Raw genomic sequence first — 25487 nt, forward strand, 5'->3', positions numbered from 1 at the left:
AATTATAAGCCTCGCTCTTTATTCCAAGGGCGAACAGACATGCCTTCTTGTAAAGAGTGAACACCGGCAGACACAATTTGTTGGCCTTCTTTTACGCCGCTAAGCACTTCAATAGTGTCGTGATGTAATTGACCTACTTGCACTGCTTGCTTATGTACAGTGCCAGTTTGCTGATTAAAAACCCACACATAAGCATTATCGCTTAGGCTTTTATTCGGATATGAAAATACCGACTCAATTGGTAAAATAGTGTAGGGAGTTTGTGAGCGAGTTACTTTACTTAAATCTATCATCACTTGCCCAGACATACCCGCAAGCAAATTAAAATCTTTTGGCACCGGTAATGAAAACACCACTTTATAGGTAAGCGTTGCCGGATCGGCTTGAGTATCCCATTCTTTTAGTGTGAGTTTGTATTGCTTGTCGTGATAGCCATCAAATTCAACCATAGGTTGGTATTGGGTATCTTTTTGAATGCGCGCCACTATTTTTTCAGGAACCTGTATTTCTACATCCATAAAATCGCGAGTTTCTAGGCGCAGAACATTTTGTTTTGCTTGAATACTCTCAAAGTTTTTTACGAACACTTTAGCTACTATGCCAGCAAAAGGAGCACGAAGCTCACTGTATTCTAAATTGGTTTCTGCAATTTTAAAGGCTGACTCGGCAACTTGCTCATTAGCAACCGCTTGATCAAGCTCTGATTGACTCGTGATGTTTTTGTCGAATAATTGTTTAATGCGTTTTAGCTGTGATTTTGCCAGTTCGTATCGTGCTTTACGTTCGTTATATTGTAATTGAAAATCCTCAGGATCTAACTTAGCCAATAGTTGTCCTTTTTCAACTTGTTCACCAGCTAATACAGGAAATTCAACCAACTCACCGTTGACCCTAAAAGCAAGATATGAGCCTTGGTTTGCAACCACTTCAGCGGGGAAACTGCGAATGTTAGTTTGTGAATCATGACCAATGCTAAATAATTTAACCGGACGAATAGGCTCTTCCTTAGCTATATTCTCGGGCTCTGAGCAGCCTATTAAACTTAGTAATGTCGCAGATAGTAAACATAAGCGAAACAGTGGCATGATATCTCCATGATAAAAAAAGGCTAAATAAGTGTGTGCAGCATACGCTGCAAACATATAAAATAAAATTCATTAAATTTTAGAAACTCAATAAGTTTTACTTATGATGTGCTGAGTGGCCGATGAAACTTAACCAATTACAAATATTAGATGCTATTGTGCAAAGCGCGAGTTTAAGTGGAGCGGCATTAAAGCTACATAAAACGCAACCAGCGCTCACATTGGCGATTAAAAACTTAGAAGCTAAGTTAGGCTTTGACCTACTGGACCGTTCTCATTATCGTTTACAACTTACCGAAAAGGGGCGTATTTTTCATCGCGAGGCTAAACAGCTATTAGCCGCTAATGAGCAACTTACTCAGCTCGCAACAGAGCTGGCATTAGGCAATGAAGCGCAATATAGAGTCTGCTACGAGCAAATTTGTCATATGCAAAGTTATAACGAGATCATAAGTAATACTTTTAAGCATTTTTCGAGTACCGAATTTCGTTTAACCAGTGGTAAGCGGTTTGTCTCTTTAGAACAAGTTAATACCGGTCAAGCCGAGCTTGGAATAGGCCCGTGGTTTGATTTATTTCATGCAACTGGCGATTTAGAAAGCTTACCCATTGGTAAACTAGATATTGGCATTGTAGGAGCTAAAGGGATTTTACCTAAGCAGCTTAGCTATGATGAATTACAGCTTTACCCGTGTTTGGCTATGTTTGAAAGTGGCTTGAGCATAGACAGCGATAGACTTTCCTATTCAAAAGGGGCTGCGGTGATGAAAATTGATGATATATCTACCTTGAAGTCTTTTCTACTTTCAGGGGCGGGTTGGGCAATGATGAGTTTAGGGCATTGTAAAAAAGAAATAGCCGCTGGCTCATTACAGCAAATCATTGTAACCGACAGAGAGCACCAGTTCAGTGCGCAAATTAGAGCCTTTCGTCAGCATGCTATGCATCATGGGCCTGTAGCGCGTAAAATCTGGCAGCAATTTAAATTACTCAGTGAGGAGTATTTAAGCAAGAATGGACGTTAATAAAGAAACGGTTATTTACACTATCATAGCCAGTATACCCAAAGGCAATGTTGCCAGTTATGGCCAAGTAGCAGCACTTGCGGGTTATCCTAATAATGCTAGGTTGGTAGGTCGTTTATTAAAAGAGATGCCAAAAGATTCGGCGATCCCTTGGCATCGAGTGGTTAATAGCCAAGGTAAAATATCGTTTCCCGAAGGAAGTGATAAATACCAAGAACAACGACAAAAACTGTTATTAGAAGGTGTTAATTTTAAGAATAATAAAGTGAATATGCGCGAGTGTAGATGGGAGTGATATAACCACTCTCATCATATAAGTGCCCGTGTAGGTTGGACAAGTGGCGGAGCCACGCCATCCGACAAAAATAATGAATTTACCAAAAACAACCCAATTTACCCGTTAGCGATATAAATAACTGATTTATAATGTAAGCTAAACCATCTATATTGACTGAGTGCCAATTGCAAACATTGGTAACGCCTCGTTAAGAGGCAAATAATATGTTGGCTAAAATTAGCGACGAAGGAGCAAAAGCCAACTGTTTTTTGTCCTTTTAAACGACTTGTAAAATGTTTTGTTACGTATGAACCTAGCAACGGGCTTTTCAAAATATTTAAATGATACAAATGCTACTGAAACAGTTAGAACGAAAGATAATAATAATTTCAATTCAACATTTAAATTGAGCTTGTTTACAAAAATAATAATTGGCATGTGAAGCAAATATAATGAATAAGATACTTTTCCCAAAAAGTCACCGAACCTGTTAGCTAATAGTACATTGTTATCAGGAACTAAAAATACAATGCAAAAAAATACGGAACTCATTACAAGTAATACTTCATAGCTTAACCACATTCTTGTCTTAGCATCAGACGTAACAGATGAGATTTCTGGGTACATAGCAGGTATTAATAGTAACACTAGAATAAAGTAATGTTTCTTAAGGTATTTCGGTACCTCAAAAGACTTATAGTGCATTCCAAAAATAACCCCAATAAAAAAATAAGGTAAACTTCTTAACGTATTAAATAAATTGTAACGTACTCCGTTTATGTCTCCATATACTCGAGGAAAGTTTGCGAAAAACAGTAGGAGCATAACCGCGAATATTGAAAGGTAAATATAGCCTCTCCTATTCTTTGAAAATGACCAAAAAATCAGAAATATGAAGTAAAATTGTATTTCAGGGGGGATTGACCAAAGTATGCTATCACCATATAAAAATAGCAGATGACTAATCAGTGCATTCGTATCTGGAATGTTATAAAGACTATCATTGCCGATTAAGGACAAAACATAAGAGCTAAGTACAATAACCAAGAATAATGGAACTACTCTTGCGATTCGAGCTAATAAGTAGTGCTTGATATTAACTTTGCTGAATTCTTGGGTCAGGTATAGGTGAGACATTAAAAAGCCACTCAGCAAGAAGAACAGCATTACACCGTACGCTCCAGAGCCTCCGCCTAACATTCCATTAAGCCAATTTGTTATATCGCTAAAGTGAGTAATAAACACAACTAATGCAGCCAACCCACGCAATGTGTTTAATTTTCTAATCTCCAACTAAAACTCCGGACTTGAATAATACAGGCATCTAACGCCTCGTTAAGAGGCAAATAATTGTTGGCTAAAATAGGCGACGCAGGAGCAAAAGCCAACTGTTATTTGTCCTGCTTTAACGACTTGTTAGAAGACGCTAGTTCAGTAATTATTGGAGGCTCATGAGCTAGGATTGATACGCACTCATTTAAACCAATAATAAGATATTCACGTGGTTCATAAAGCTTGCCTGTTACGAAGTGATCTCGGGTTTTCTCTAAAGAGTTCCAACCACCTTCAATTACTTCAAAACACCAACCTTTAGTCAAATCGCACTCAGACCAAAACTCGCCTAAGTCACCTTCATCAAGAACCCTAAAGCCCCATGATGCATCAAAATTGGCTTTGATTTTCCAACTCTTTGAATCAACAATAATATCTAAACCGTTATCTGATAGTTTAACTTCATCAACTATCGTACTGCGATCTGATTTATATGGTGATTCAATTAATAGCACCTTAGGTTCGTATATCATCGTAGTCTTCTAACGCTTGCCTAAGCGGCAAATAAACAATGGGTTAATATTATTGAGCGCAGCGACAATAACCCATTGTTAATTGTCCGAGCGAGCTTGTGAGCGAATTGAGGCTCTTGTTAGCTTTCGCTTGCACCTGCTTGTTGGACTATTTGACCTGTTAAGGAAAAATGAACCTCAATATCTGTTGGCTCGATATTTTCAATTTTATATTCACCACCCAGCATCCAAGGCTTAGTTAAACTATAAATTTGGTTGTTTGATAAGGTTTTCCCTGACTGTATTAAATCACCTACCATTTGAACAGCAAAATGCTCTATGACGAACTCTTTGTCAGCTAATAACTCATTGAACTCTTCGGGTGACTCAGCTACTTGGGCAAACTCTCCGCCGCCTGTATCAAGCCAGAAAACTTGACCATTATTTAGGTTTTGAACGAATGCATCACCAGAAGCAGAAAGTAAAATAGGTAAGTATCTACCGCCTAATAACCACTCCCAATCTAATAACAATGAATCTCGGTCAAGGTGCGAGAAGTCTACTGTTAGATCATTTAATGTCATCCGAACTTCCTAGAAAGCTAACAATTTAATAGTGCGCTCATCGCGCATATTTCTGCCGACTTAACGCTCATTTATTTACTTTATATAGTTTTAACAAATTATCTAAGGCATTACTATCACTAAGTTTTCTAAATTTTTTAGGTAAAGTTAAATGGACCAATATGCGCACAGCGCTCATTTTCATGAATATATGCGCAAGAGCAGTTTAACTAATCTATTAACGACAATATTTAGTCAATCTCAATGACCGTTTCTCGCTGTGTGTTGCATCGAATGGTTGAACTCACAGCTCAAACCAGACTAATCTAAATGGCTTAACCAGCCTAATAAACATAATTACTGATCGAAATATAATGGCTAACACATCCACCAATAACAAAGAGGTGCCAAATAGCATGGCTATATTGAGTACTTTTAGCACTATAAAAAATAGTGCCTACACTATAAAATAAGCCGCCAGCTAATAGCCAATAAAGTGCATTGATAGGCACGTTTAAATAAAGCGGATACACAATGGCTAATGCAAACCATCCCATTAATAAATAAGTAGCCAGTGATACTTTTTTATTGCCATTTTTAACCAATAGCTTATAAGCGATGCCTGCAAACGCTACTGTCCAAATAAAGACTAAGGTAGCCCAAGACCAGAGCCCAGATAACGACAGCAACAAAAAGGGCGTGTAGGTGCCTGCAATCAGTAAATAAATGGCGCAATGATCACATTTTTTGTAAAACGCTCTCAACCTCGGGCGCACACTGGCGTGATAAAGCGTTGAAGATAAAAATAAAATAAACAAGCTACTGCCGTATATCAGAGTACTGGCATAGCCTTTCACACTATTAGTTTGTTTTACTAAATCCCAAACAACAAAAGCAGCGAATACAATGCCTAAGGCATGACTAATAACATTTAACAGCTCTTCTTTTTTAGAATAGGGAGCTTCAAAAGACATAACAGATCCTACCACTTTGCGAATGAATTTTAGTGTACATGTGTACGCTGAAATTTTCAAATACGAAATAAAGTCATTAATTTACTGAACATTAACAAACACACTATTATTTGGTTTTATTTTTAAATTCATTGGTCAAAATTACTAATCTAGATTTTGTGGATTTCTTTTTAATTTATTTATTTTATTTTAAAACAATGGTTTATAAAGTTTTTCCATTGTGGCATAGCCCTTGATTGTAACTAAGCGTACTAACCAATAAACAAACAAGGAATACTATTATGAATACTTCAATCAACATCACAATCGCAAGCTTACTTGTATTAGGTTCAACTAACGTTAACGCTACAGAAGTCGATTTAAATATTACAGATATGCTAACTAACACTGTGTCTACTTATGTGTCACAGGCAAGCAACGAACTTGAAAAGTCTGTAAAAGAAGCCGTTTCTTTTGATGCACAGGTTATTCTTGACAGCTTACTTGAAAATAATCCTGTGGTTGATAACAGCAACATGGACGAAAAACAACGTGTAGTTAAAGCACAACCAAAGCAATAAAAAGGGAATAAAAGTAATGAACAGTGAGTTCGAATTATTAGCCTTAATGTTGGCACCTGTGGCAAGTATACTGAGTGTTTATTACTTGGTTTACATGATAAAAAATGTGGGAACGAGGTTTAATTAGCGGATGCATTTGCACTGTAAAGCAATTGATGTAACTAAAGCTGATCGACTTGAATAAAGCGCACGTAAATAAAGGCAGAGTGTTTGAAAGAAGTAGACTTTATGAAACGTGCGATTTTCCCATTACCTATATTTATATTACCTGAAGGCTATACGCGATTACGTATATTTGAGCCTCGTTATTTAACGATGGTAAAAAACGCATTAAAAACCAATAGCGGTTTTGTTTTATGTACCTTTGAGCATGACACCCCGTTAAACATAAGCGCCCAAGGCTGTTTAATGGATGTTATTGACTTTGATCAAGACGAAAGCGGTATGCTATTAATTGATGTATTTGCATCTAAGAGTGTGCAAATAGATAACGTGTATCAAGATGAGCAGGAACTTCGCTATGGTGATGTATCCGCTTGCAACACACCTTATTGGTACAACAAAGATAACCACGAAATTGGTCAACACCAACTTTTACAGGTAGCACTAGAAGACGTTTTTGCGAATAACCCCGATTTGCAATCGCTTTATAAAACCACCAAATTCAATCAGCTTGCGTGGATTGTGGCGCGTTGGCTTGAATTACTTCCCATTTCTATTGAGAAAAAACAACAACTTGCATTTGAGACTAACTTTGATAACTTGCTTAGTTTCCTCCATACTGTGATTAATAACGAATTTGCCTAAAATAATTATGATCCGCTTGTAACCATTGCTCGTAATGGTATTTACTAAAGCAATAACGGGACATTTTACTATGGTAAGTCAACAACAATCACTAAGTTGTGAACCTAACACAGGTAAGTACACTGCCATGCCAGAAACACCAAGTACGGAACTCAGGGAAGCATTAGTTAATGTAGCTCAATCTCGCGATAAAAAATCTTTTGCGTACTTGTTTGAATATTTTGCACCTAAGATTAAGCGCTTCGGCATAAAGCAGTTTGGTGTAGAAGCCCAAGCAATGGAATTAGTTCAAGAAACCCTCACTTCCGTATGGCGTAAAGCCCACTTATACAATAGTGAAAAGGGTGCAGCTACTACTTGGGTCTATACCGTAATGCGTAACGCCTCTTTTGACATGCTTCGTAAAATGAAAAGTAACAAAGAAGAAAATATTAGCGAAGACATTTGGCCGTTATTGAACGAATCTGAAGATACACATCACGAATACAGCGACCACCTTGAAGACCAACAAATTAAACGTTATTTAGATAAATTGCCTCAAGCGCAAAGAGAAGTTGTGCGCGGCGTTTATTTTCAAGATATGTCGCAAGAGCAGTTAGCTCAACAATTAAACATTCCAGTAGGCACGGTAAAATCACGATTACGTTTAGCCTTGCAGAAATTACGTAATGAAATGGGAGATCAGCATGATTAAACATCACCCGAGTGAAACACTACTGACACAATACTGTGCAGCAACACTTCCAGCATCGCTTAGCCTTGCCGTATCAATACATGTTGATATGTGCCCAGTGTGCCAAGCTAAAGTTGAAAAACTTGAAGCGGCTAATGCGCGAGCAGTTTTTAGTGACAATATGGATGTGGCAACTGATGAGCAAGCCGATGATGTAATTGAATCAAGTTTACTTGATATGATCACGGCCGATGACTCGATTGATGAAGTATATTCTGTTGAACCAGTTAGTATTAATGTTAATGAGCATAATTACAGCTTGCCGAGAGCTTTAACACGGATCTCGCATGGTAAATTTACCCAAGTAGGTAAGCTTGCGCGTTCTCGAATCGCACTTGATGATGGTCACTTACGTTCAAGCTTGTTACATATAGATGCTGGTGGAGAAATTCCGGAGCACACACATACCGGCTTTGAGGTTACTTTACTGCTTGATGGTGAATTTACAGACGAAGAGGGCAGTTATGTTCCTGGGGACTTTATTTGGCAAGATGGCCGTCATCAACACACCCCCTTAACAAAAGAGGGATGTTTGTGCTTTACTGTTGTTAGTAGTGCGCTACATTTCAATAAAGGACTTAGCAAGTTACTTAACCCAATTGGTGGCTTGATTTATTAAGAGAATCTATGCAAACAGATACAATAAAAATAGGTATTAGCGCCTGCTTGGCAGGCGAAAAGGTAAGATTTGACAGTGGCCATAAAAAATCAAATTTTTGTATGGAAGAGCTGGCCAAGCATGTTGAATATAAAATGTATTGCCCAGAGGTTGCGGTAGGATTACCAATACCTCGTCCAACCATTCGTCAAGTAAAAACAGGCGATACTATCAAAGTGTGTCGTCCGGATGGCACGGGAGATGTTGGCCCACAGCTCACAGAATACGGTAAAAAAATAGCTACAGAACAAGCAGGGCACCTAAGCGGATTCGTTTTTTGTGCTAAGAGCCCAAGCTGTGGCATGGAGCGGGTAAAAATCTACAATGAAGCAGGAACCGGTAACACCTCTGAAGGCGTTGGTTTCTTTGCTGAACAAATCATGAAACATAATCCCTTACTACCTTGCGAAGAAAATGGACGTTTAAACGACGTTCATTTGCGCGAGAACTTTGTAATGCGTGTTTATACATTACATAACTGGCAACAGTTAGTGAAAGAGCCCGTTACTGTGCATCGTTTGACCCAGTTCCATGCTCAATACAAATATTTGTTAATGGCTCATAATTATCAAGCGTATCGTGATTTAGGCAATCTACTCGGAACGTTTATAGGTGACGATGTTAATGCTCTAGCCGACGAGTACATTTTAGGTTTAATGAATGCGCTTAAACGTCCTGCTTCAAGAAAAAATAATTCTAACACGTTGATGCATTTGCAAGGTTACTTCAAAAAAGATTTATCAAAAATCGAAAAGGAAGAAATGCGAGATGCAATTGATGAGTATCGCCAAGGGTTGGTGCCGCTTTATGTACCACTAACATTGCTTAAACATCATTTAAAGGTTCATCCAAATGAGTATTTAAGTAAGCAAATTTACTTTAACCCTTATCCTAATGAACTTAAGCTACGTTACGGTTTGTAATGAATACACTATTTTGGTTTAGGCGCGATTTGCGCCTTTTTTCTAACGAGGCGCTGATCGAAGCGCTAAATAATGGTGCTAAACACGCCATTTTTTTTGTGTGCGAAAAACAATGGGCACAGCATAATACTGCTGCCATTCAAATTGACTTACTTAAACGCAGGGTGAGTTATATTCGCGAAAAGCTTGCCAAATATGGCGTAAATTTGCATGTAATAGACGCCCCTTTTTTTGCCGATTGCCAAACTAAACTTCTCGATTTTTGTCAGCAACACGATATTAAACACATAATAGCCAACACTGAGTATGAGCTAAATGAATTTAATAGGGATAAAGCGATTCAGGCACAGTGCGACCAACAGCAAATAACATTTACTTTATACGAGGGTGATATCATTGCTCCCGTAGGTAGTGTACGCACTCAAAATAATGAAATGTATAAAGTATTTACACCGTTTAAACGCGCATGGTTAAAGCAGTATCAAGATACACACTTTAGTTTAGTACAGTGGCCGTTATCTGAAGAGCCGATAGAAATTGAACCGTGTGAGTTACTCTGTGGTGATGAAAGTTCAAAAAAATGGCCCGTTGATGATGATACTCTATCAACCGTAGTCGATAACTTTATTCATGATAAATTAGCAAGCTATGATGACGTACGAGACATACCCAGTGTAAAAGGAACATCGGGCTTAAGCCCCTATTTAGCACTAGGGGTTGTTAGTAGTAAACAATTAATGGTTAATATACAACAACATTATCCCGATATACTGACCACCTCAAAAAGTAAAACGTTTACCTGGGTTAACGAACTGATCTGGCGTGAATTTTATAAACATTTAATTGCTGAATTCCCAAAACTTTCACGCGGTGCCAATTTTAACGAAAAGTACGATAGTGTGAGTTGGCGTGACAGTGACGCTGAGTTTAAGCAATGGTGCGAAGGCCGTACAGGCTATCCACTTGTTGATGCCGCCATGCAACAGCTATTGCAAACAGGCTGGATGCATAATCGTTTAAGAATGGTGGTTGCGAGTTTTTTAACTAAGCACCTACTGATTGATTGGCGCAAAGGCGAGCAGTTTTTTATGCAGCATCTTATTGATGGCGATTTAGCCTCAAACAATGGTGGTTGGCAATGGGCTGCAAGTACCGGCTGTGACGCACAACCTTACTTTAGAGTATTCAACCCCATTACCCAAAGTGAACGCTTTGATCCAAATGGTGATTTTATTCGTAAATATCTGCCTGAATTACAAAAAGTGCCAGATAAACACATTCATTTCCCACATACTTACTTAGCAGCAACGGGACAAAGTGAACACTGTTACTGGCCAGCAATAGTTGATCATAAAGCGGCACGAGCGAGGGCTTTAGCTGCATTTAAGGTGTGATATGGATAACCAATTATCAGTCGATAAATTTGTAGAAATATATCAAAAGCTTGATAAAAATAACCTAGAGTTATTAACTGAAATTTACGCTCAAAACATTCACTTTATAGATCCGCTGCACGAAATTAATGGTCTTGAAGATCTAAGACGTTATTTTTGTGGTTTATATAGTAATGTTAAGTATTGTCGATTTGACATAACCGACTCATTTACCAGTGATAATAATGCATTTGTATACTGGACAATGCATTATTCTCACCCAAAACTTAACGCGGGCAATACAATTTCAGTGCAAGGGCACAGTAAACTAGTATTTGAAGGTGCGAAAATTATTAAACATCGCGATTACTTTAATGCTGGAGAGCTTTTGTATAAGCATATTCCATTACTGGGCAACATTATTAATTTTATTGATAAAAGGGCTGGTTAATTATGATTACGCTTATTACAGGTGCAACATCAGGCATAGGTGAACAACTCGCGATAAAGTATGCAGAGCAAGGTGACACAGTCATTGCGTGTGGACGAAATACGCAAAAGCTCGCAGAACTTGCCAAGCATAACAACATAGAAACCTGCCAGTTTGATGCTACCAACTTGCAAGATATTAAAGCTGCCACTCTCGGCTATCCGCAATTTGACCGCGTTATTCTTAACGCCGGTAATTGCGAGTATGTTGATGATGCACGCAATTTTGATAGCGCCCTCTTTGAGCGTGTTATTAATGTTAACTTACTTTCTATGGGGTATTGCTTAGAAGCTCTTTTACCCAAAATAACATCAGGCGGCCAATTAGTGATGGTCAGTTCGAGTGTTACTTATTTACCTTTACCGCGTTCAGAAGCGTATGGCGCATCAAAGGCGGGCGTAAGCTATTTAGCTAAAACCCTTGCGGTTGATTTAAACGACGTTGATGTAACACTAGTCCATCCTGGTTTTGTAAAAACACCGCTTACAGACAAAAATGATTTTCCTATGCCTATGGCTGTTAGTGCTGAAAAAGCGGCTGACTATATAATCAAAGGCGTAAAAAAACGTCGTAAAGAAGTCCATTTTCCGTATCGTTTCACACTTATATTAAAAGCACTGCGAATATTGCCACTTTCGCTTTGGCTTAAAATTGCAAAAGGATTAACCCGTTGAAAAAAATAGCAATAATTGGGACTGGTGTATCAGGTTTAACTTGCGGACACCTATTGCATAAGCATTATGATGTCACACTATTTGAAAAGAATGATTATATTGGTGGCCATACTGCCACGGTTGATGTAAATCACAGCGGTATTAACTACGCAGTTGATACCGGTTTTATCGTATTTAACGATAGAACATACCCTTACTTTGAAAAGCTGCTTGAACGTATTGGTGTAAAACGTAAACCGACCCAAATGAGCTTTAGCGTTCATAACGAAGCAACTGGCTTTGAGTATAACGGGCATACATTTACTAGTTTGTTTGCTCAGCGCAGAAACATAGTGAGACCTAAGTTTTGGCGTCTTTTGTACGATATTGTGCGCTTTAACAAACTGTGCAAGGCTTTATATGAAAAAGGCCAATATACTGAGCAATCACTTGGTGAGCTGCTACAACAACATCGCTTTAATGACTTTTTTAAATACCACTATATTTTGCCAATGGGTGCAGCTATTTGGTCGACAAGCATTAAAGAAATGGAAAACGTGGGCGTAGAATTTTTTGTAAAATTCTTTTTTAACCATGGTTTATTAGACATTACCAATAGGCCGCAATGGTATGTTATTCCGGGTGGCTCTCGTGAATACATTAAACCGTTGATAGCTGGTTTTGCTGATAAAATACAGTTAAACACTGACATTAAATCGGTAACCAGAGACGAGCAGGGAGCCACCATTACATTTGCTGATGGCCAGCAAGCCCTGTTTGATAAGGTTATTTTTGCGTGTCATTCAGATCAAGCGTTAGCTTTACTCGGTGATGCCTGCGAGCAAGAAAATAAGGTGTTGGGTGCTATTCCATACACTGAGAACTCGGTGGTATTGCATACCGATGTTTCATTATTACCAGATAGGAAAGCAGCGTGGGCGAGCTGGAATTACTTACTAAATAATAATACCGACAAAGCCGCTGTTGTTACTTATCAAATGAATATACTTCAAGGGATAGAGTCTGATACCCAATTTTGTGTCACTTTAAATCACTTAGAAGGGATTAATCAAAGTAAGATTTTACGTGAGTTTACTTATCACCATCCTGTGTTTAATCAACAATCTATTGCTGCTCAACAGCTGAAAAATACGGTTGACGGGCAAAACAATACTTATTTCTGTGGGGCTTATTGGTATAACGGCTTTCATGAGGATGGTGTGCGCAGTGCCGTCGATGTTGCAAAACAACTTGGAGTAGAGTTTGACTAATGCAGTGTATTTTGGCGATGTAAAGCATCGCCGTTTTGCTGTAAAACACCATGCGTTTAATTACCCACTTTATATGATGTGGGTTGATTTAAATAATACTCATGAACTTAATGGCGTCCATAAGCAGCTTGGAACTTCAGGATTTAAAGCATTGAAGTTTGAGCACTCTGATTATTTAAAAGGGTTACCCGATAGTCATCATCAGCCCATCATAGAGCGTGCTCATGCGCAGCTAGCCCAGTTAGGGGTAGATGAAAAGTTTAGCCATGTATACATGCTAGGGCAATTACGCTGTTTTGGGATTTATTTTAGTCCAGTTAACTTTTACTTTTTTGGCCAACAAGACAATGAATTTAGCTATATGGTGGCCGAGGTGAGTAATACCCCATGGAATGAGCGACATTACTACTTGGTTCCACTACAAAAAAAAGTGAACTTTAAGAAAGTATTTTCCGTATCACCCTTTATGAATTTGGATATGAACTATCATTGGACTGTTCGTCAAAAGAAAGACAATATACTGATACGTATAGAAAACAAGCGCGATGAAGAACTACTTTTTGATGCATCGTTAAGGTTACAGCGTCAACCCTTGTGCAATAAACAAATGAGCAAGTTGTTGAAGCGCTTTCCTGCGATGACATGGTCTATTTTCAGAGGTATTTACTATCAGGCATTTAAGTTGTTTGTTAAAAAAGTCCCATTTTTAGGTCATTCAGGCAAACTTTAAATTTAATTTATGTTGTTTTATAAGTAATAACAATAATATAGGTAAGTATATGGAAAAGGTATCGAGCTTACGCGTTCAGGAACGCACCAGTTGGTTTACTAATTTTTATAAAAAGTTAGTGTTTAAAGCGTTCTCGTCAATTGAAACGGGGCAGATAGTGTTGGTTGAGAATAACCAACAGTCTGTATTTGGGGATGCGTCTTCAGAGCTGAAAGTTACTGTCACCGTTAACGACAATGCCATGTATAAAGCGTTCGCTCTTTCTGGTAGCGTGGGTGCGGGTGAGTCTTACATTTTAGGGCAATGGCAATGTGATAATTTAACTCGGTTAATCGAAATTTTTGCGATTAACCAAGATCAACTAGATGCATTTGAAAAAAAGTTCGCGTTTTTTAGCAACATCGCTCACCGTATAAACCACATAAAAAACAAGAACTCACATGCGGGTTCAAAAAAGAATATTGTCGCTCACTATGACTTAGGAAATGATTTATACGAGTCTTTTTTAAGTAAAGAAATGCTTTATTCGAGTGCAGTATACCCAAGTAAAGATGCTAGCTTAGAACAAGCACAGCAGTACAAGCTACAACGTATATGCGAACAAGTTGAGCTACAACAAGGCGACACTGTTATTGAAATTGGTACCGGGTGGGGCGCGTTTGCTATTTATGCCGCTACTCATTATGACTGCCATGTAACCACCACAACCATCTCTGACGAACAACACGATTATGTTGCTAATAAAATTAACCAGCTTGGGCTTGAAAATAAAATAACCTTGCTCAAGCAAGATTATCGCTTACTGACTGGCAAATACGATAAGTTAGTTTCAATTGAGATGATAGAAGCCGTTGGGCATGAATACTTACCCAGCTTTTTTACTAAGTGCGGTGAGTTATTGAAAGACAACGGTGCTATGCTTATTCAAGCCATTACGATTAGCGACCAGCGTTATCAACACTATTTAAAAAATTCAGACTTTATACAACAGTATATTTTCCCCGGTGGGTGTTTGCCTTCGCTTAACGAAATGAGTGAACAAATTAAAAATAACACCGACATGAATATTCACACCATAAACGACATTGGTGCTCACTATGCCCGCACTCTTGCTGATTGGCGAGAGCGTTTTATTGCCAGCTGGCCAAAGCTTGATAGCGATAAGTTTGATGATCGTTTCTATCGCTTATGGCTTTTTTACCTTGCCTATTGCGAGGGCGCATTTAGAACCCGAGCAACCAGTACCGTGCATTTAATGGCACGCAAACCCCGCTTTACGAGTAGTAATGATGAGATTGCACTCGCTTATTAATTTTGCGCTGTTTCAAGTAGTGTGGTTTATGTGCCTGCTACTTGAACAGCATGCAATTGTATACTCTGCTGTAGTCATCGCTTTGATGTTTTACTTATCAGCACAAAAAAAACAAGATGCTTTGCTGGTTTTAAAAGCCCTGCCACTAGCACTGTTGTGTGAGTTTATTGCGGTTCAGTTAGGGTTATTCGAATTTAAAGTCGATCCGCTGCCATTTTGGTTGGTGTTTTTATGGGTCGCATTGTTGCTGTGTATCAATACCTCTATGTCGTTTCTGACAAACCTTAAACCATGGCAAGCATTTGCTGTGTGTTTATTATTTGCCCCTGGCAGTTATTGGGCCGGCTCACGATTTGAGGTATTAGAGTTAGGGATGCCACTGTGGCAGTTTTGGCCACTTTACGGTGCTTTATGGGCTGCAACATTTACGTTTATTTTATTTTTAAACGGTAAAATAGGCGAGTTTGTTAAGCAATAACACAATACAGTTTGGAGATAACGATGAAAACGCTTTTAAATTTACTTATTGTTTATGCTTTATTTAGCCCTGTAGCTAATGCCGATACTCAGTTTAACAAGGTGGGTGAAGCACGTATGGAATACCTGTTTTGGGATGTTTATGATGCAACGCTTTATACACCTTCTGGTAGTTACACCGCTAAACAAACGCCTGTTAAATTTACCTTAACTTATTTGCGCGATTTTGACGCTAAAGACATTGTAAAAGCGACTAATGAGCAGTGGCAGCACTTAGGTAAACCTCAACTTTCAGAGCGCTATGCTGATAAATTACTCTCGATATGGCCAAATATTAAAAAAGGTGAATCGTTAACCTTGCTGACTGATAAGCAAGGACACAGTACTTTTTTCCATAACGATAACCAAATAGGTCGTATTGATGATGCCGCATTTGCTGAGGATTTTTTAGCTATTTGGTTAAGTGAAAACACCTCAGAACCATCTATTAGAAATCAACTATTAGGGATTTAATATGATTAATCTAAAACGCGTTAAAGTTGCCATGGTATTGGCCGTAAGCTTTTTTATTGCAAGTTGTTCAGCTCCAAGTGTTGAACATTACAAGGGTTCAGAACCAAATTTCGATTTTAAGACTTTCTTTAGTGGTGATTTGAAAGCCTATGGCGTTGTACAAGACTTTAAAGGTGAATTAACCCGAAAGCTTGTTGTTGACTTAAACGCTACATGGGATGGCAATAAGGGCACTATTGAAGAAGACTTTGTTTACGATGATGGAGAAACACAAAAACGCATTTGGAAAATTACCTTAAACGACGATAACACATTAACAGGAACAGCCTCTGATGTTTTAGGGATAGCTACAGGAGAAAGTGATGGCAGTGTGTTTCATTGGAATTATAATGTAGAGATCCCTTACGATGGCAGCACTTTAGAAGTTAATTTTGATGATTGGATGTACCTAGTAACAAATACACGCTTGATAAACCGCACGTCTATTGTTAAGTTTGGTGTTGAGGTTGGGGAAGTAACCTTAGTTATAGAAAAGGTAGAGTGAGTCATTAAGGTGCAAAGTTGCACTAATAGTGTGCTTAAATTAAGCTTTTGTTAACTCAACTCGCTGTATTTTACAGTGAATTTTACTATTTTTACTAATTTTTTAGTATTTTAGATAAAAAACGTAATTTGCTGTTGCTAACTCTTCGAAAATGCATAAAGATAGGATTTGCGAAGGCAAAATAATAACGAATAGGAATCTAATAATGAACAAAGCTCAACTAGTTGAAAAAATCTCTACTGACGCAGAAATCTCTAAAGCAGCCGCTACACGTGCACTTGACGCATTCACAGGCGCTGTAACTTCTTCATTAAAAGAAGGCAACTCTGTTGCATTAGTTGGTTTTGGTACTTTTTCAGTTAAAGAACGTGCTGCACGCACGGGTCGTAACCCACAAACGGGTGCAGAAATCCAAATTTCAGCAGCGACTATTCCAAGCTTTAAACCAGGTAAAGGTCTTAAAGACCAAGTAAATCTATAATTATAGGTTTATAAAATATAATAAAAGGGCTATTTAGCCCTTTTTATTTGTTGTAAATTTAACGCTTATTTAGCTTTAAGCGCTTTATCTCCTCGGCCAATGCCGACTGCGCCTGAGCGCACCACTTCAATTATGTCGGTTTCATGGCGTAAAGTATCTAAGAACGACTCTATTTTATCGGTGCTACTTACCAGTTGTAAGCTGTAACTTTGACGACCCATATCTAAAATAGCCCCTTGAAATACATCAACAACACGGGTTACTGCCGCACGAGTCGCTTCGTCTTTGGCAAATACTTTTACTAATAGCAGTTCGCGTTCTATGTGACTCATGTCGGTTAAATCAATAACTTTAAGTACATCGACCAGCTTGTTTACTTGCTTTGTTATTTGTTCAACAATTCTGTCATCACCTTTAGTGGTTACCGTAATACGAGAAAGAGACTCATCATCTGTAGTACCCACTGTTAAGCTATCAATATTGTATGCTCGTTGAGAAAAAAGCCCCACTATACGTGATAACGCACCAGGTTCATTTTCTAATAATATAGATAATATACGACGCATTATGCCTTCACTCCTTTTCTTAACCACATTTCGTCTATACCACCGTGCTTAATTTGCATCGGGTAAACATGTTCTTTTTCGTCTACTAAAATATCTAAAAATACCAATCTGTCGGTTATCGACATGGCTTTGTCTATCGCTGGTTGTAACTCATCAAGGGTGTTTACTCTGATCCCCACATGGCCATAGCTTTCAACAAGCTTTACAAAATCAGGCAAAGATTCCATATACGATGAAGAATGCCTACCGCCATAAATCATGTCTTGCCATTGTCTTACCATACCTAATGAACGGTTATTTAAGGAGATCACCTTTACTGCTAAGTTATACTGTAAACAGGTTGATAGCTCTTGAATGTTCATTTGAATAGAGCCGTCTCCAGTCACACATAAAGACTCTTTATCAGGAAAAGCCAGCTTAACCCCCATAGCCGCAGGTAAACCAAAGCCCATAGTACCTAGGCCGCCTGAGTTGATCCACTGACGAGGGTGTTTAAATGGGTAGTACTGCGCGGCAAACATTTGATGTTGGCCAACATCAGAGCTGACATAAGCATCTCCGTTGGTCGCTTCATATATTGCCTCGATAACTGCCTGAGGTTTTATTTTGTCACCATCGCTGTTGTAACTAAGGCATTTTTGTTCACGCCAGCTGATCACTTGTCGCCACCAATCTTCTTGTGCACTGCGATCAATTTTAATTGAACTGTTATCTATGGCAGTTTGTAATTGCTCCAGTACCGTTGCCAAACAGCCAACAACAGGAATATGTGATTTAATGGTTTTAGAAATAGAGGTTGGATCAACATCTACATGCACAATAGTGGCATTTGGACAGAATTTTTGAACATTATTAGTAACCCGATCATCGAATCGTGCGCCAAGTGCTAAAATAACATCGGCATTGGCCATCGCTTTATTGGCTTCTAATGTGCCGTGCATACCCAACATACCAATAAAGTTAGGGTGAACGCCCGATATACCGCCCAGTCCCATTAACGTGTTGGTAATAGGGGCATTAAGTGACTCGACTAAATGAGTTAGTTGCTCTGAGGTGTTTGAAAGCACAATACCGCCACCAGAGTATATAACCAGTTTTTTTGCTTCTAAAATAGCAGTAACGGCCTTACGAATTTGTTTAGAGTGACCCTTGGTATTAGGGTTGTAGGTTCTGAGTTCTGTTGCCGCTGGAAAGTTGTAAGCAAAAGTTAGCTCTGGGTTAAGCATGTCTTTAGGAAGTTCTACTACCACAGGCCCTGGGCGGCCGGTACTGGCAATATAAAAGGCTTTAGCAAGAATATTGGGAATTTCACTAGCGCTTCTACAATTAAAGCTATGTTTTACAATCGGGCGAGAGCAACCAACAATATCGGTTTCTTGAAACGCGTCATCACCAATAAGACTTGTGGGCACTTGACCTGATAACACCACCATAGGAATTGAATCCATATACGCAGTTGCTATGCCTGTTACACAGTTTGTTGCACCGGGACCTGATGTAGCAAGTACAACACCTACTTCACCGGTGGCTCTTGCGTAGCCATCGGCCATGTGTGTAGCCGCTTGTTCATGGCGTACTAAAATGTGCTCAATATCGTCTTGCTGAAAAAGTGCGTCGTATAAATCTAATACTGAGCCGCCGGGATAACCAAATATATACTTTACCTTTAGCTCTTTTAATGACTTAACAACCAATTCAGAGCCATTATATTCTTGTTTACTCATCCTCATTCCTCTGTTGATTACATGCAAAAAAAAACCCCCGCGTAGTGCGAGGGTTTTAAAAAGCATTTTTCACCTTTTAATACATCCCCGCTGGGCTTATCACTAAGACCAGTACGAGTAAGACTAAAAGGCGAAATTGTGTATTCATGATGTTTTGCTCTTTAAAATAAAATGCTGTTTAAATAACAATTTTTGTATGTGGTTATTTTTAAGGCTTTTGAGCACACATGTCAACCCATTAAACTGGTTTTTGGATTAAAAATTCATTTTTAAATGTTTTTTAATCTAATAATCTATTTGATATGAGTTATTTTCACTTTATAAGCAGAAATTATGCAGTTTTGCGTGTTTGCCTAGGCTTGGGGATGGTCAGGGGGAAATTTAAATGCTGTGTTTCTGGCATAAAAAAAGCCAGCATTAGCTGGCTTTTTAATTTAACAGTACTAATTACAGACGGTCAATTACTGATTGTGTGAAATCAGTAGTGCCGTGGCTGCCGCCTAAATCGCGAGTAGTACGGTCGCCAGATTTAATTACATCAGCAACAGCGCTACGAATACGTTCAGCTGTATCGCCCATGTTTAAATGCTCTAGCATTTGAATAGAGGCTAAAATCACTGACGTAGGGTTTGCAAGGTTTTTACCTGCAATATCAGGTGCACTACCGTGAACAGCTTCAAAAATAGCAGCATCTTCACCAATGTTTGCACCAGGTGCCATGCCTAAACCGCCTACTAAGCCAGCACATAAGTCAGATAAAATATCGCCAAATAAGTTCGTTGTAACGATCACGTCAAACTCTTCAGGGGTCATTACAAGCTTCATACATGTTGCATCAACAATCATTTCAGTTGATTCAATTTCTGGGTAACGCTCAGCTACTTCACGCGCCACTTTTAAGAATAAACCAGAGGTTGATTTTAAAATATTTGCTTTATGTACAGCAGTTACTTTTTTACGACCTTCGCGCACAGCAAGTTCGTATGCGAACGTTACAATTTTTTCTGCGCCTTCGCGAGTGATCACTGATTTTGCTTCAGCTTCAGTACCATCTTCAGATACAACTTGGCCTGCACCTGAATACATACCTTGTGTGTTTTCACGAATAGTGATGATATCAATATCGTCGTAACGGGCTTTAGTACCGGCAAACGATTTAACTGGACGTACGTTAGCGTATAAACCAAATTGCTTACGAAGCGTTACGTTGATAGATGTAAAACCTTCGCCTACAGGCGTGGTTAATGGGCCTTTTAAGGTGATTTTATTCTTAGCAATTGTGTCAATTGTTTCTTGTGGAAGCAATTCGCCTGTTTTCTCAAGCGCAGCTAGGCCAGCGTCAACAAATTCATAATCAAAATCGCATCCTGCGGCTTTTAGTATTTCAAGTGCTGAGTCGATAATGCTTGGGCCGATGCCGTCGCCTTTGATCACTGTTATGGTTTGTTTGGCCATGAACTTTTCCTTTAAAGATTTGGATACACACATAAATAAAAATACTCAACAGAGTTTAGACTACTTATATGACAGGGGTACTAAATTTGAGCCGGCATTTATACCAATTTATCTCTTATTTTGCCAGTTTATAGTATGAATACAGGGTATAATCTTGAGTTATAATGGTAATAAGTCAGCTAAATACTATTGTGAAGCCCTAAGCGCAGCAGCGATTGATTAAAATCGGCTTCACTTTGCCAGCCATGGCGACTAAGTTGTTGATTTAATATTTGCTGTTGCCATGCTGTTAATGGCTGGTTAGGTTTAAGTACGCGCTGCGCCACTACCTTTAATGCTGCCCATAATTGACCAGCATCATCAAGCTGCTTTTTAGGCAATTGCTCTGCATTTAATAAAGCCGACGCCCATGGGTCGCCACTAAGTAATTCGTTAAGCTCACTGTTTAAATGAGAGGCATCTACGTTGTTTACACCAAAAAATGTACTAAAAGGTGTATCGAGAGATTTATTCGGTGTTTGATCAATGGTGATTTTTCTAGAAACATCTGCGCTGTAATATATCAACACATAATATAGGTAAGCATATAAGCTTAAACTAACACGCTCACCTTGAACGCGGGGATTATGCTTTACTAATAGCTCTAAAATATTTACTAAACAACTAATACGGGTGCATAAAAAGGCATGTAAAGGATGAGCAATACTATTTACTAATTGTTGAAACACTACCCCTTGAATAATAGCCGGTGCTTTATCGTAACCTACCATAGATAAACTATGTCTTAAATCTTTAGCGGGTAATAGCTCTTTGTTGTAGTGCTTTACTGCTAAGCATACTGACTTTATAACGTCAGGGTAGGGGGTAAGTAAGGTGTTCAAAGCTTTAAAGCTGTATTCTTTTTGCGTTTTTATTTGTTTAACTAATTGGTACAAGGGTGCTTGTGCAGAGAGTTCACTATTCGGGATACTAAGATATTCACTGTCCCATACTTTTAAAAATAAGCGGTTATCATTGCATTCCCATGCTTTTGAGTCATCCATTAAGGACGCTTTAATACGATACCATGCCATTTTAGTATTGGCGTTATTAACTATAATATGTCGGCCTTGCGTATCCGTGGCTAAATAAACCATAGCTTGGTCGGCATACACGACTTGGCTGCCAGGCACATATTGTCCAACATGTGCAACTAGCGCTTTTAATAACGTTTGTGCAAATGAGTTGGGAGTTCTTATATATAAATCAGCGACCGCTTTATAAAAATTTATGTGCTGTTGTTTTTCATTACAAGTAACGTTAAGTGCTAATATATTAGCTAAAGAAACCAACACACTGGCACCGTCATAAAGCATAATTTTAGGTGTATCTAATAATGCGTGTTTGTATTTGCCTAATTTTGCCAAAATATGAGCAATTTGGTGCGCGGGTTGTTTAGCCGTTAATAATACTTTGGCTGCAAGTTTATGGCGTAACTGCCACATTTTTTTATCGGCTTCGTTAAACGTTTGCTGTTGAGCTAACTTATTTAATTGTTTGGCAACACAAAGGTGTTCAACTAATGAGGCACTAATATAAAGCTCGGTTAAATCGTTGTCGTAGTTTTGACTACGACACAAAGCACAGGTTAATACACATTGGTTAACCACTAAATTGGTTGCGTAACTATAATGTGTTTTATATAAATTTAACTGAGCTTGCAAGGCCGCTGGGTTTTGTTTGTATAATGCAGCGTATTGCTCTGAAAGCTTACACACAAGAGGGTAGAAGGTATGCCACTGACTTTTATTGTTATGGGAGCTTAAAAGCAGTTGCGTGCTTTCGAATAGCTTTTTTAGTTTACCCGACAGTGGAGCTTCCATTAAATCTTCCCATCATTATGCTCAAGGTATTTTTCATAAGCACTTGGGCCCCACATTATTAGTTGGCCATTTTTAAATAATAACCCAGTACATTCATCCATGGTGGTGATACCGTCTGAGGTTTTATGTTGGGTACGATAAAAAACCACCTGCCATACTTGCTCGCCATCACGCCTAGCATAGGTTAAATCTGGGCTACCTAAATATTCAAGCACATCATTTAGCGTAAAGGTATCTTCTAAACGCAATTTTTCGATATAGCGTTTATTAAATGCTTCTCTGTCTTGCCAAATCATAGCTTGTGGATCGTCTTTATAGAACATAATAACTGAAGTAGCTATTAGAGCGTATAAACCTAATCCTAATATTAAATACCTAATAAACTTTTTAAACATTGCCAACCCAGACCAAAATAGCTATCGCTAGTATACGTATTGCAAGTTTACAGTGCTATTAACTTGCGACTAATTAAGCCTTAACTGCTTTAAACTAAAGCCTAAATGGATATCTGTACGCAAACTCACCAATTGTTTAGAAATAACAAACATATCCATATCTTCATTAAGCTTTTTTTGTAGTCGTGTATTTAACGATTCATCATTTAGCGCTTCTTCAATAGAGCTGTATTGATTAACCAATTGCTGCGCGGATTTAACACCAATACCTTTAACACCAGGAATGTCATTGGTTTTATCGCCTGCGAGTGCCCAAAAGTCGATGAGTTTATGTTGAGCGACAGCAAAGCGCTCTTCAATATGTTCTTCATTGAGGTGTTGCTTTTTAAAGTAATCGTATACTTCAATATGCTCATTCAAATGAGGCAAAAAGCCTTTATCAGTAGAGACAATGGTATTGTTTATCTGATTATTAGCCGCTTTATGCGCTAAAGTCGCAATAATATCGTCGGCTTCATCGTTAGTCGGTTCAAATACCACTATACCGGTTTCTTCAATGGCCGCTTTAAAATGGGGTAACGCGTTTTTTAAGGTCTCTGGCATAGGTGCACGCGAATGTTTGTAGTCTTTATAAAAGTGGTAACGCCAGCTTTTGTCACCATCAAAAACCGCAATTGCATGGGTTGCATTGGTGGTGGTTAAAAGTTTTTTGCATGCATGTGCAACCCGTGCACAGCAGGCTTTTAACATGTGCTCGTCGCTGTGATGACTTTGGTTTGCATCAACAGCATAAATGCGCCTAATTAAATTAAGCGCATCAATAAGGAGTAAATGGGGATTCAATTATAAACTCACGCTTTTATTGTATAACAAGGAATATACTTACTTCCGGGAAGTTTCATTCTACCTTGTTCTACAAATGCTTGTAAAAGCTTGTCCATTGCTTCCATTAAATCAGGCTCACCACTTAGCACATAGGGGCCATGCTCTTTAATTGCATTTAAGCCTTCTTCTTTTACGTTACCGGCAACAATTCCCGAAAACGCACGACGTAAATTAGCGGCGAGCTGTTGTTTGGGTTGATCAAGGTGTAAATCAAGTGACCCCATGGCTTCATGAGTTGGATAAAAAGGCTGCTGAAAATCATTTTCTATTTTCAACGTCCAGTTAAAGTAATAAGCATCGCCTTGGCTTTTACGGTATTCGCGTACCCCATTCATGGCCGATTTCAGTTTTTGACTAACTAATTGAGGGTCATCAATAATCACTTCAAATTTACTCAGCGCAGCATCGCCCAAAGTCATTTGAATAAACTTACAAAGCTCTTCAAAGTAAGCTTTGGTCTGTTTAGGGCCAGTTAAAATAACAGGTAAACATTGCTTGTCGTTTTCAGGGTGTAACAAAATACCTAATAAATAAAGTAACTCTTCGGCTGTACCTGCGCCACCTGGAAAAATAATAATAGCGTGTGCGGTGCGAACAAATGCTTCAAGGCGTTTTTCAATGTCGGGTAAAATAACCAGCTCATTTACAATCGGATTGGGTGGCTCTGCCGCTATAATGCTGGGCTCAGTTAAACCTAAATAACGATTATTGGTAATACGTTGCTTTGCGTGGCCAATGGTTGCGCCTTTCATTGGGCCTTTCATTGCACCAGGCCCACAGCCAGTACAAATATTTAATCCACGTAACCCCAGTTCATAGCCAACTTGCTTGGTGTATTTATATTCGACTTCGTTAATAGAGTGGCCACCCCAACATACAATCATGTTAGGTTCGCTATTTACCTTAAGCGCGTCGGCATTTCTAAGCATATCAAAAACCATATGGGTAATGGCTTTAGTTTCTTGAAGGTTCTTTTCATACTTTTGGCAAATAAACAAAATATCGCGAATAACCGAAAATATGTGCTCATGAATGCCTGTTACTATGTGGCCATCAACAAAGGCCGTTTGCGGAGGATTTTCTAACTCAATTTTTATACCGCGTTCACGGCTAACCAAACGTATATCAAAATCTTTGTGTTTATCGTAAATATCATTGCTTACATCGGTGTGGCTGCCTACATTGAGCACGGCCAATACACAGTTTCTAAATAGTCTGTAGCGTTCGCTGGTTGATGATTGCTCGAGTAAGTCTACTTCTAGCTGCGACAATAAATCTAATACCCCTGTAGGGTTTAATTGTATTAGCATCGACATTCTCCTTGAAACTTCTTGGGTAAATTTACTGCGTAGTTATGCCTTATACTC

The 25487-nt window shown here is 38.7% G+C and carries 29 protein-coding genes; 17 read left to right on the forward strand and 12 right to left on the reverse strand.

The genetic code is table 11. The annotated features are described in order from the left end of the window. Positions 1–2: 2 nt before the first annotated feature. Positions 3–1085 (reverse strand): efflux RND transporter periplasmic adaptor subunit, encoded by a 1083-nt coding sequence (locus DK924_RS08925; protein WP_181388763.1) that lies wholly within the window; start codon positions 1083–1085, stop codon positions 3–5. A 122-nt stretch (positions 1086–1207) separates the two neighbouring features. Here DK924_RS08925 and DK924_RS08930 point away from each other — a divergent pair, with 122 nt between their 5' ends. Together DK924_RS08930 and DK924_RS08935 are read left to right on the forward strand one after the other, a co-directional pair. Beyond that, positions 1208–2110 (forward strand): LysR family transcriptional regulator, encoded by a 903-nt coding sequence (locus DK924_RS08930; protein WP_109874943.1) that lies wholly within the window; start codon positions 1208–1210, stop codon positions 2108–2110. Further along, positions 2100–2405 (forward strand): MGMT family protein, encoded by a 306-nt coding sequence (locus DK924_RS08935; RefSeq protein WP_055012013.1) that lies wholly within the window; start codon positions 2100–2102, stop codon positions 2403–2405. Before DK924_RS08930 ends, DK924_RS08935 begins: the two co-directional genes overlap by 11 nt. A gap of 219 nt (positions 2406–2624) precedes the next feature. Here DK924_RS08935 and DK924_RS08940 read toward each other — a convergent pair whose 3' ends face one another. The 4 genes from DK924_RS08940 to DK924_RS08955 form a co-directional block, all read right to left on the reverse strand. After that, on the reverse strand, positions 2625–3632 hold the full coding sequence (locus DK924_RS08940; protein WP_258306467.1) for an acyltransferase: 1008 nt from the start codon (positions 3630–3632) through the stop codon (positions 2625–2627). Between the two features lie 146 nt (positions 3633–3778). Next, complete coding sequence (locus DK924_RS08945) at positions 3779–4192, reverse strand: hypothetical protein (RefSeq protein WP_109874944.1); 414 nt, start codon at positions 4190–4192, stop codon at positions 3779–3781. A 119-nt stretch (positions 4193–4311) separates the two neighbouring features. Continuing rightward, the gene (locus tag DK924_RS08950; RefSeq protein WP_109874945.1) at positions 4312–4755 is read right to left on the reverse strand and encodes a T6SS immunity protein Tdi1 domain-containing protein; all 444 of its coding nucleotides are present in this window, start codon (positions 4753–4755) and stop codon (positions 4312–4314) included. A gap of 323 nt (positions 4756–5078) precedes the next feature. Then, positions 5079–5708, reverse strand: a complete 630-nt coding sequence (locus tag DK924_RS08955; protein WP_055012015.1) for a hemolysin III family protein — start codon at positions 5706–5708, stop codon at positions 5079–5081. A gap of 281 nt (positions 5709–5989) precedes the next feature. Between DK924_RS08955 and DK924_RS08960 the strand changes: the two genes are divergently transcribed. The 15 genes from DK924_RS08960 to DK924_RS09030 all read left to right on the forward strand — a co-directional run bounded on the left by DK924_RS08960 (position 5990) and on the right by DK924_RS09030 (position 17233). Continuing rightward, positions 5990–6268, forward strand: a complete 279-nt coding sequence (locus DK924_RS08960; RefSeq protein WP_010388916.1) for a hypothetical protein — start codon at positions 5990–5992, stop codon at positions 6266–6268. Positions 6269–6496: 228 nt separating this feature from the next. Beyond that, positions 6497–7075 carry an LON peptidase substrate-binding domain-containing protein gene (locus tag DK924_RS08965; RefSeq protein ID WP_181388764.1) on the forward strand — a complete coding sequence of 193 codons (579 nt, stop codon included), beginning with the start codon at positions 6497–6499 and terminating at the stop codon, positions 7073–7075. Between the two features lie 70 nt (positions 7076–7145). Then, positions 7146–7769 carry a sigma-70 family RNA polymerase sigma factor gene (locus tag DK924_RS08970; protein WP_010388914.1) on the forward strand — a complete coding sequence of 208 codons (624 nt, stop codon included), beginning with the start codon at positions 7146–7148 and terminating at the stop codon, positions 7767–7769. After that, the gene (locus tag DK924_RS08975; RefSeq protein WP_054201632.1) at positions 7762–8427 is read left to right on the forward strand and encodes a ChrR family anti-sigma-E factor; all 666 of its coding nucleotides are present in this window, start codon (positions 7762–7764) and stop codon (positions 8425–8427) included. Before DK924_RS08970 ends, DK924_RS08975 begins: the two co-directional genes overlap by 8 nt. Before the next feature lie 8 nt (positions 8428–8435). Continuing rightward, positions 8436–9389 (forward strand): DUF523 and DUF1722 domain-containing protein, encoded by a 954-nt coding sequence (locus tag DK924_RS08980; RefSeq protein ID WP_109874947.1) that lies wholly within the window; start codon positions 8436–8438, stop codon positions 9387–9389. Beyond that, a complete protein-coding gene (gene phrB, locus DK924_RS08985; protein ID WP_109874948.1) occupies positions 9389–10783 on the forward strand; it encodes a deoxyribodipyrimidine photo-lyase in 1395 nt (464 codons plus the stop codon). Before DK924_RS08980 ends, phrB begins: the two co-directional genes overlap by 1 nt. 1 nt (position 10784) lies before the next feature. Then, complete coding sequence (locus DK924_RS08990) at positions 10785–11213, forward strand: nuclear transport factor 2 family protein (RefSeq protein WP_109874949.1); 429 nt, start codon at positions 10785–10787, stop codon at positions 11211–11213. 2 nt (positions 11214–11215) lie between these two features. Then, the gene (locus tag DK924_RS08995; protein ID WP_075170210.1) at positions 11216–11926 is read left to right on the forward strand and encodes an SDR family NAD(P)-dependent oxidoreductase; all 711 of its coding nucleotides are present in this window, start codon (positions 11216–11218) and stop codon (positions 11924–11926) included. Next, positions 11923–13176 carry an NAD(P)/FAD-dependent oxidoreductase gene (locus tag DK924_RS09000; protein WP_010388907.1) on the forward strand — a complete coding sequence of 418 codons (1254 nt, stop codon included), beginning with the start codon at positions 11923–11925 and terminating at the stop codon, positions 13174–13176. Before DK924_RS08995 ends, DK924_RS09000 begins: the two co-directional genes overlap by 4 nt. Beyond that, positions 13169–13906: a DUF1365 domain-containing protein gene (locus DK924_RS09005; protein ID WP_109874950.1), complete on the forward strand. Its 738-nt coding sequence runs from the start codon at positions 13169–13171 to the stop codon at positions 13904–13906. The genes DK924_RS09000 and DK924_RS09005 overlap by 8 nt, the downstream gene beginning before the upstream one ends. A 49-nt stretch (positions 13907–13955) precedes the next feature. Continuing rightward, a complete protein-coding gene (locus DK924_RS09010) occupies positions 13956–15218 on the forward strand; it encodes a cyclopropane-fatty-acyl-phospholipid synthase family protein (RefSeq protein ID WP_010388905.1) in 1263 nt (420 codons plus the stop codon). Next, entirely contained in the window at positions 15196–15696 is a 501-nt protein-coding gene (locus DK924_RS09015) for a DUF2878 domain-containing protein (RefSeq protein WP_010388904.1), read from the forward strand. The genes DK924_RS09010 and DK924_RS09015 overlap by 23 nt, the downstream gene beginning before the upstream one ends. A gap of 23 nt (positions 15697–15719) precedes the next feature. Further along, entirely contained in the window at positions 15720–16208 is a 489-nt protein-coding gene (locus DK924_RS09020) for a chalcone isomerase family protein (RefSeq protein WP_054201624.1), read from the forward strand. A gap of 1 nt (position 16209) precedes the next feature. After that, positions 16210–16752 carry a DUF3833 domain-containing protein gene (locus tag DK924_RS09025; protein ID WP_010388902.1) on the forward strand — a complete coding sequence of 181 codons (543 nt, stop codon included), beginning with the start codon at positions 16210–16212 and terminating at the stop codon, positions 16750–16752. A gap of 205 nt (positions 16753–16957) precedes the next feature. Then, a complete protein-coding gene (locus DK924_RS09030) occupies positions 16958–17233 on the forward strand; it encodes an HU family DNA-binding protein (protein ID WP_008112559.1) in 276 nt (91 codons plus the stop codon). 65 nt (positions 17234–17298) lie between these two features. Here the strand turns inward: DK924_RS09030 and ilvN are convergent, their stop codons facing one another. From ilvN to ppnN, 7 genes are all read right to left on the reverse strand, one after another. After that, positions 17299–17799, reverse strand: coding sequence for an acetolactate synthase small subunit (gene ilvN, locus DK924_RS09035; RefSeq protein ID WP_008112561.1), 501 nt, complete (start codon positions 17797–17799; stop codon positions 17299–17301). Then, a complete protein-coding gene (locus DK924_RS09040) occupies positions 17799–19523 on the reverse strand; it encodes an acetolactate synthase 3 large subunit (RefSeq protein WP_054201622.1) in 1725 nt (574 codons plus the stop codon). Before DK924_RS09040 ends, ilvN begins: the two co-directional genes overlap by 1 nt. Positions 19524–19970: 447 nt before the next feature. Further along, the gene (locus tag DK924_RS09045; RefSeq protein WP_008112567.1) at positions 19971–20978 is read right to left on the reverse strand and encodes an isocitrate dehydrogenase; all 1008 of its coding nucleotides are present in this window, start codon (positions 20976–20978) and stop codon (positions 19971–19973) included. 179 nt (positions 20979–21157) lie between these two features. Continuing rightward, complete coding sequence (locus DK924_RS09050; protein ID WP_109874951.1) at positions 21158–22840, reverse strand: hypothetical protein; 1683 nt, start codon at positions 22838–22840, stop codon at positions 21158–21160. After that, positions 22840–23235, reverse strand: coding sequence for a DUF3192 domain-containing protein (locus tag DK924_RS09055; protein WP_033104226.1), 396 nt, complete (start codon positions 23233–23235; stop codon positions 22840–22842). The genes DK924_RS09050 and DK924_RS09055 overlap by 1 nt, the downstream gene beginning before the upstream one ends. 69 nt (positions 23236–23304) lie before the next feature. After that, positions 23305–24078 carry a flap endonuclease Xni gene (xni, locus tag DK924_RS09060; RefSeq protein WP_054201619.1) on the reverse strand — a complete coding sequence of 258 codons (774 nt, stop codon included), beginning with the start codon at positions 24076–24078 and terminating at the stop codon, positions 23305–23307. 8 nt (positions 24079–24086) lie between these two features. Further along, entirely contained in the window at positions 24087–25430 is a 1344-nt protein-coding gene (gene ppnN, locus DK924_RS09065; RefSeq protein ID WP_109874952.1) for a nucleotide 5'-monophosphate nucleosidase PpnN, read from the reverse strand. Positions 25431–25487: the final 57 nt, after the last annotated feature.

It is taken from the genome of Pseudoalteromonas sp. meg-B1 (assembly GCF_003173795.1).
In the GTDB taxonomy this organism is placed as follows: Bacteria; Pseudomonadota; Gammaproteobacteria; order Enterobacterales; family Alteromonadaceae; genus Pseudoalteromonas; species Pseudoalteromonas undina.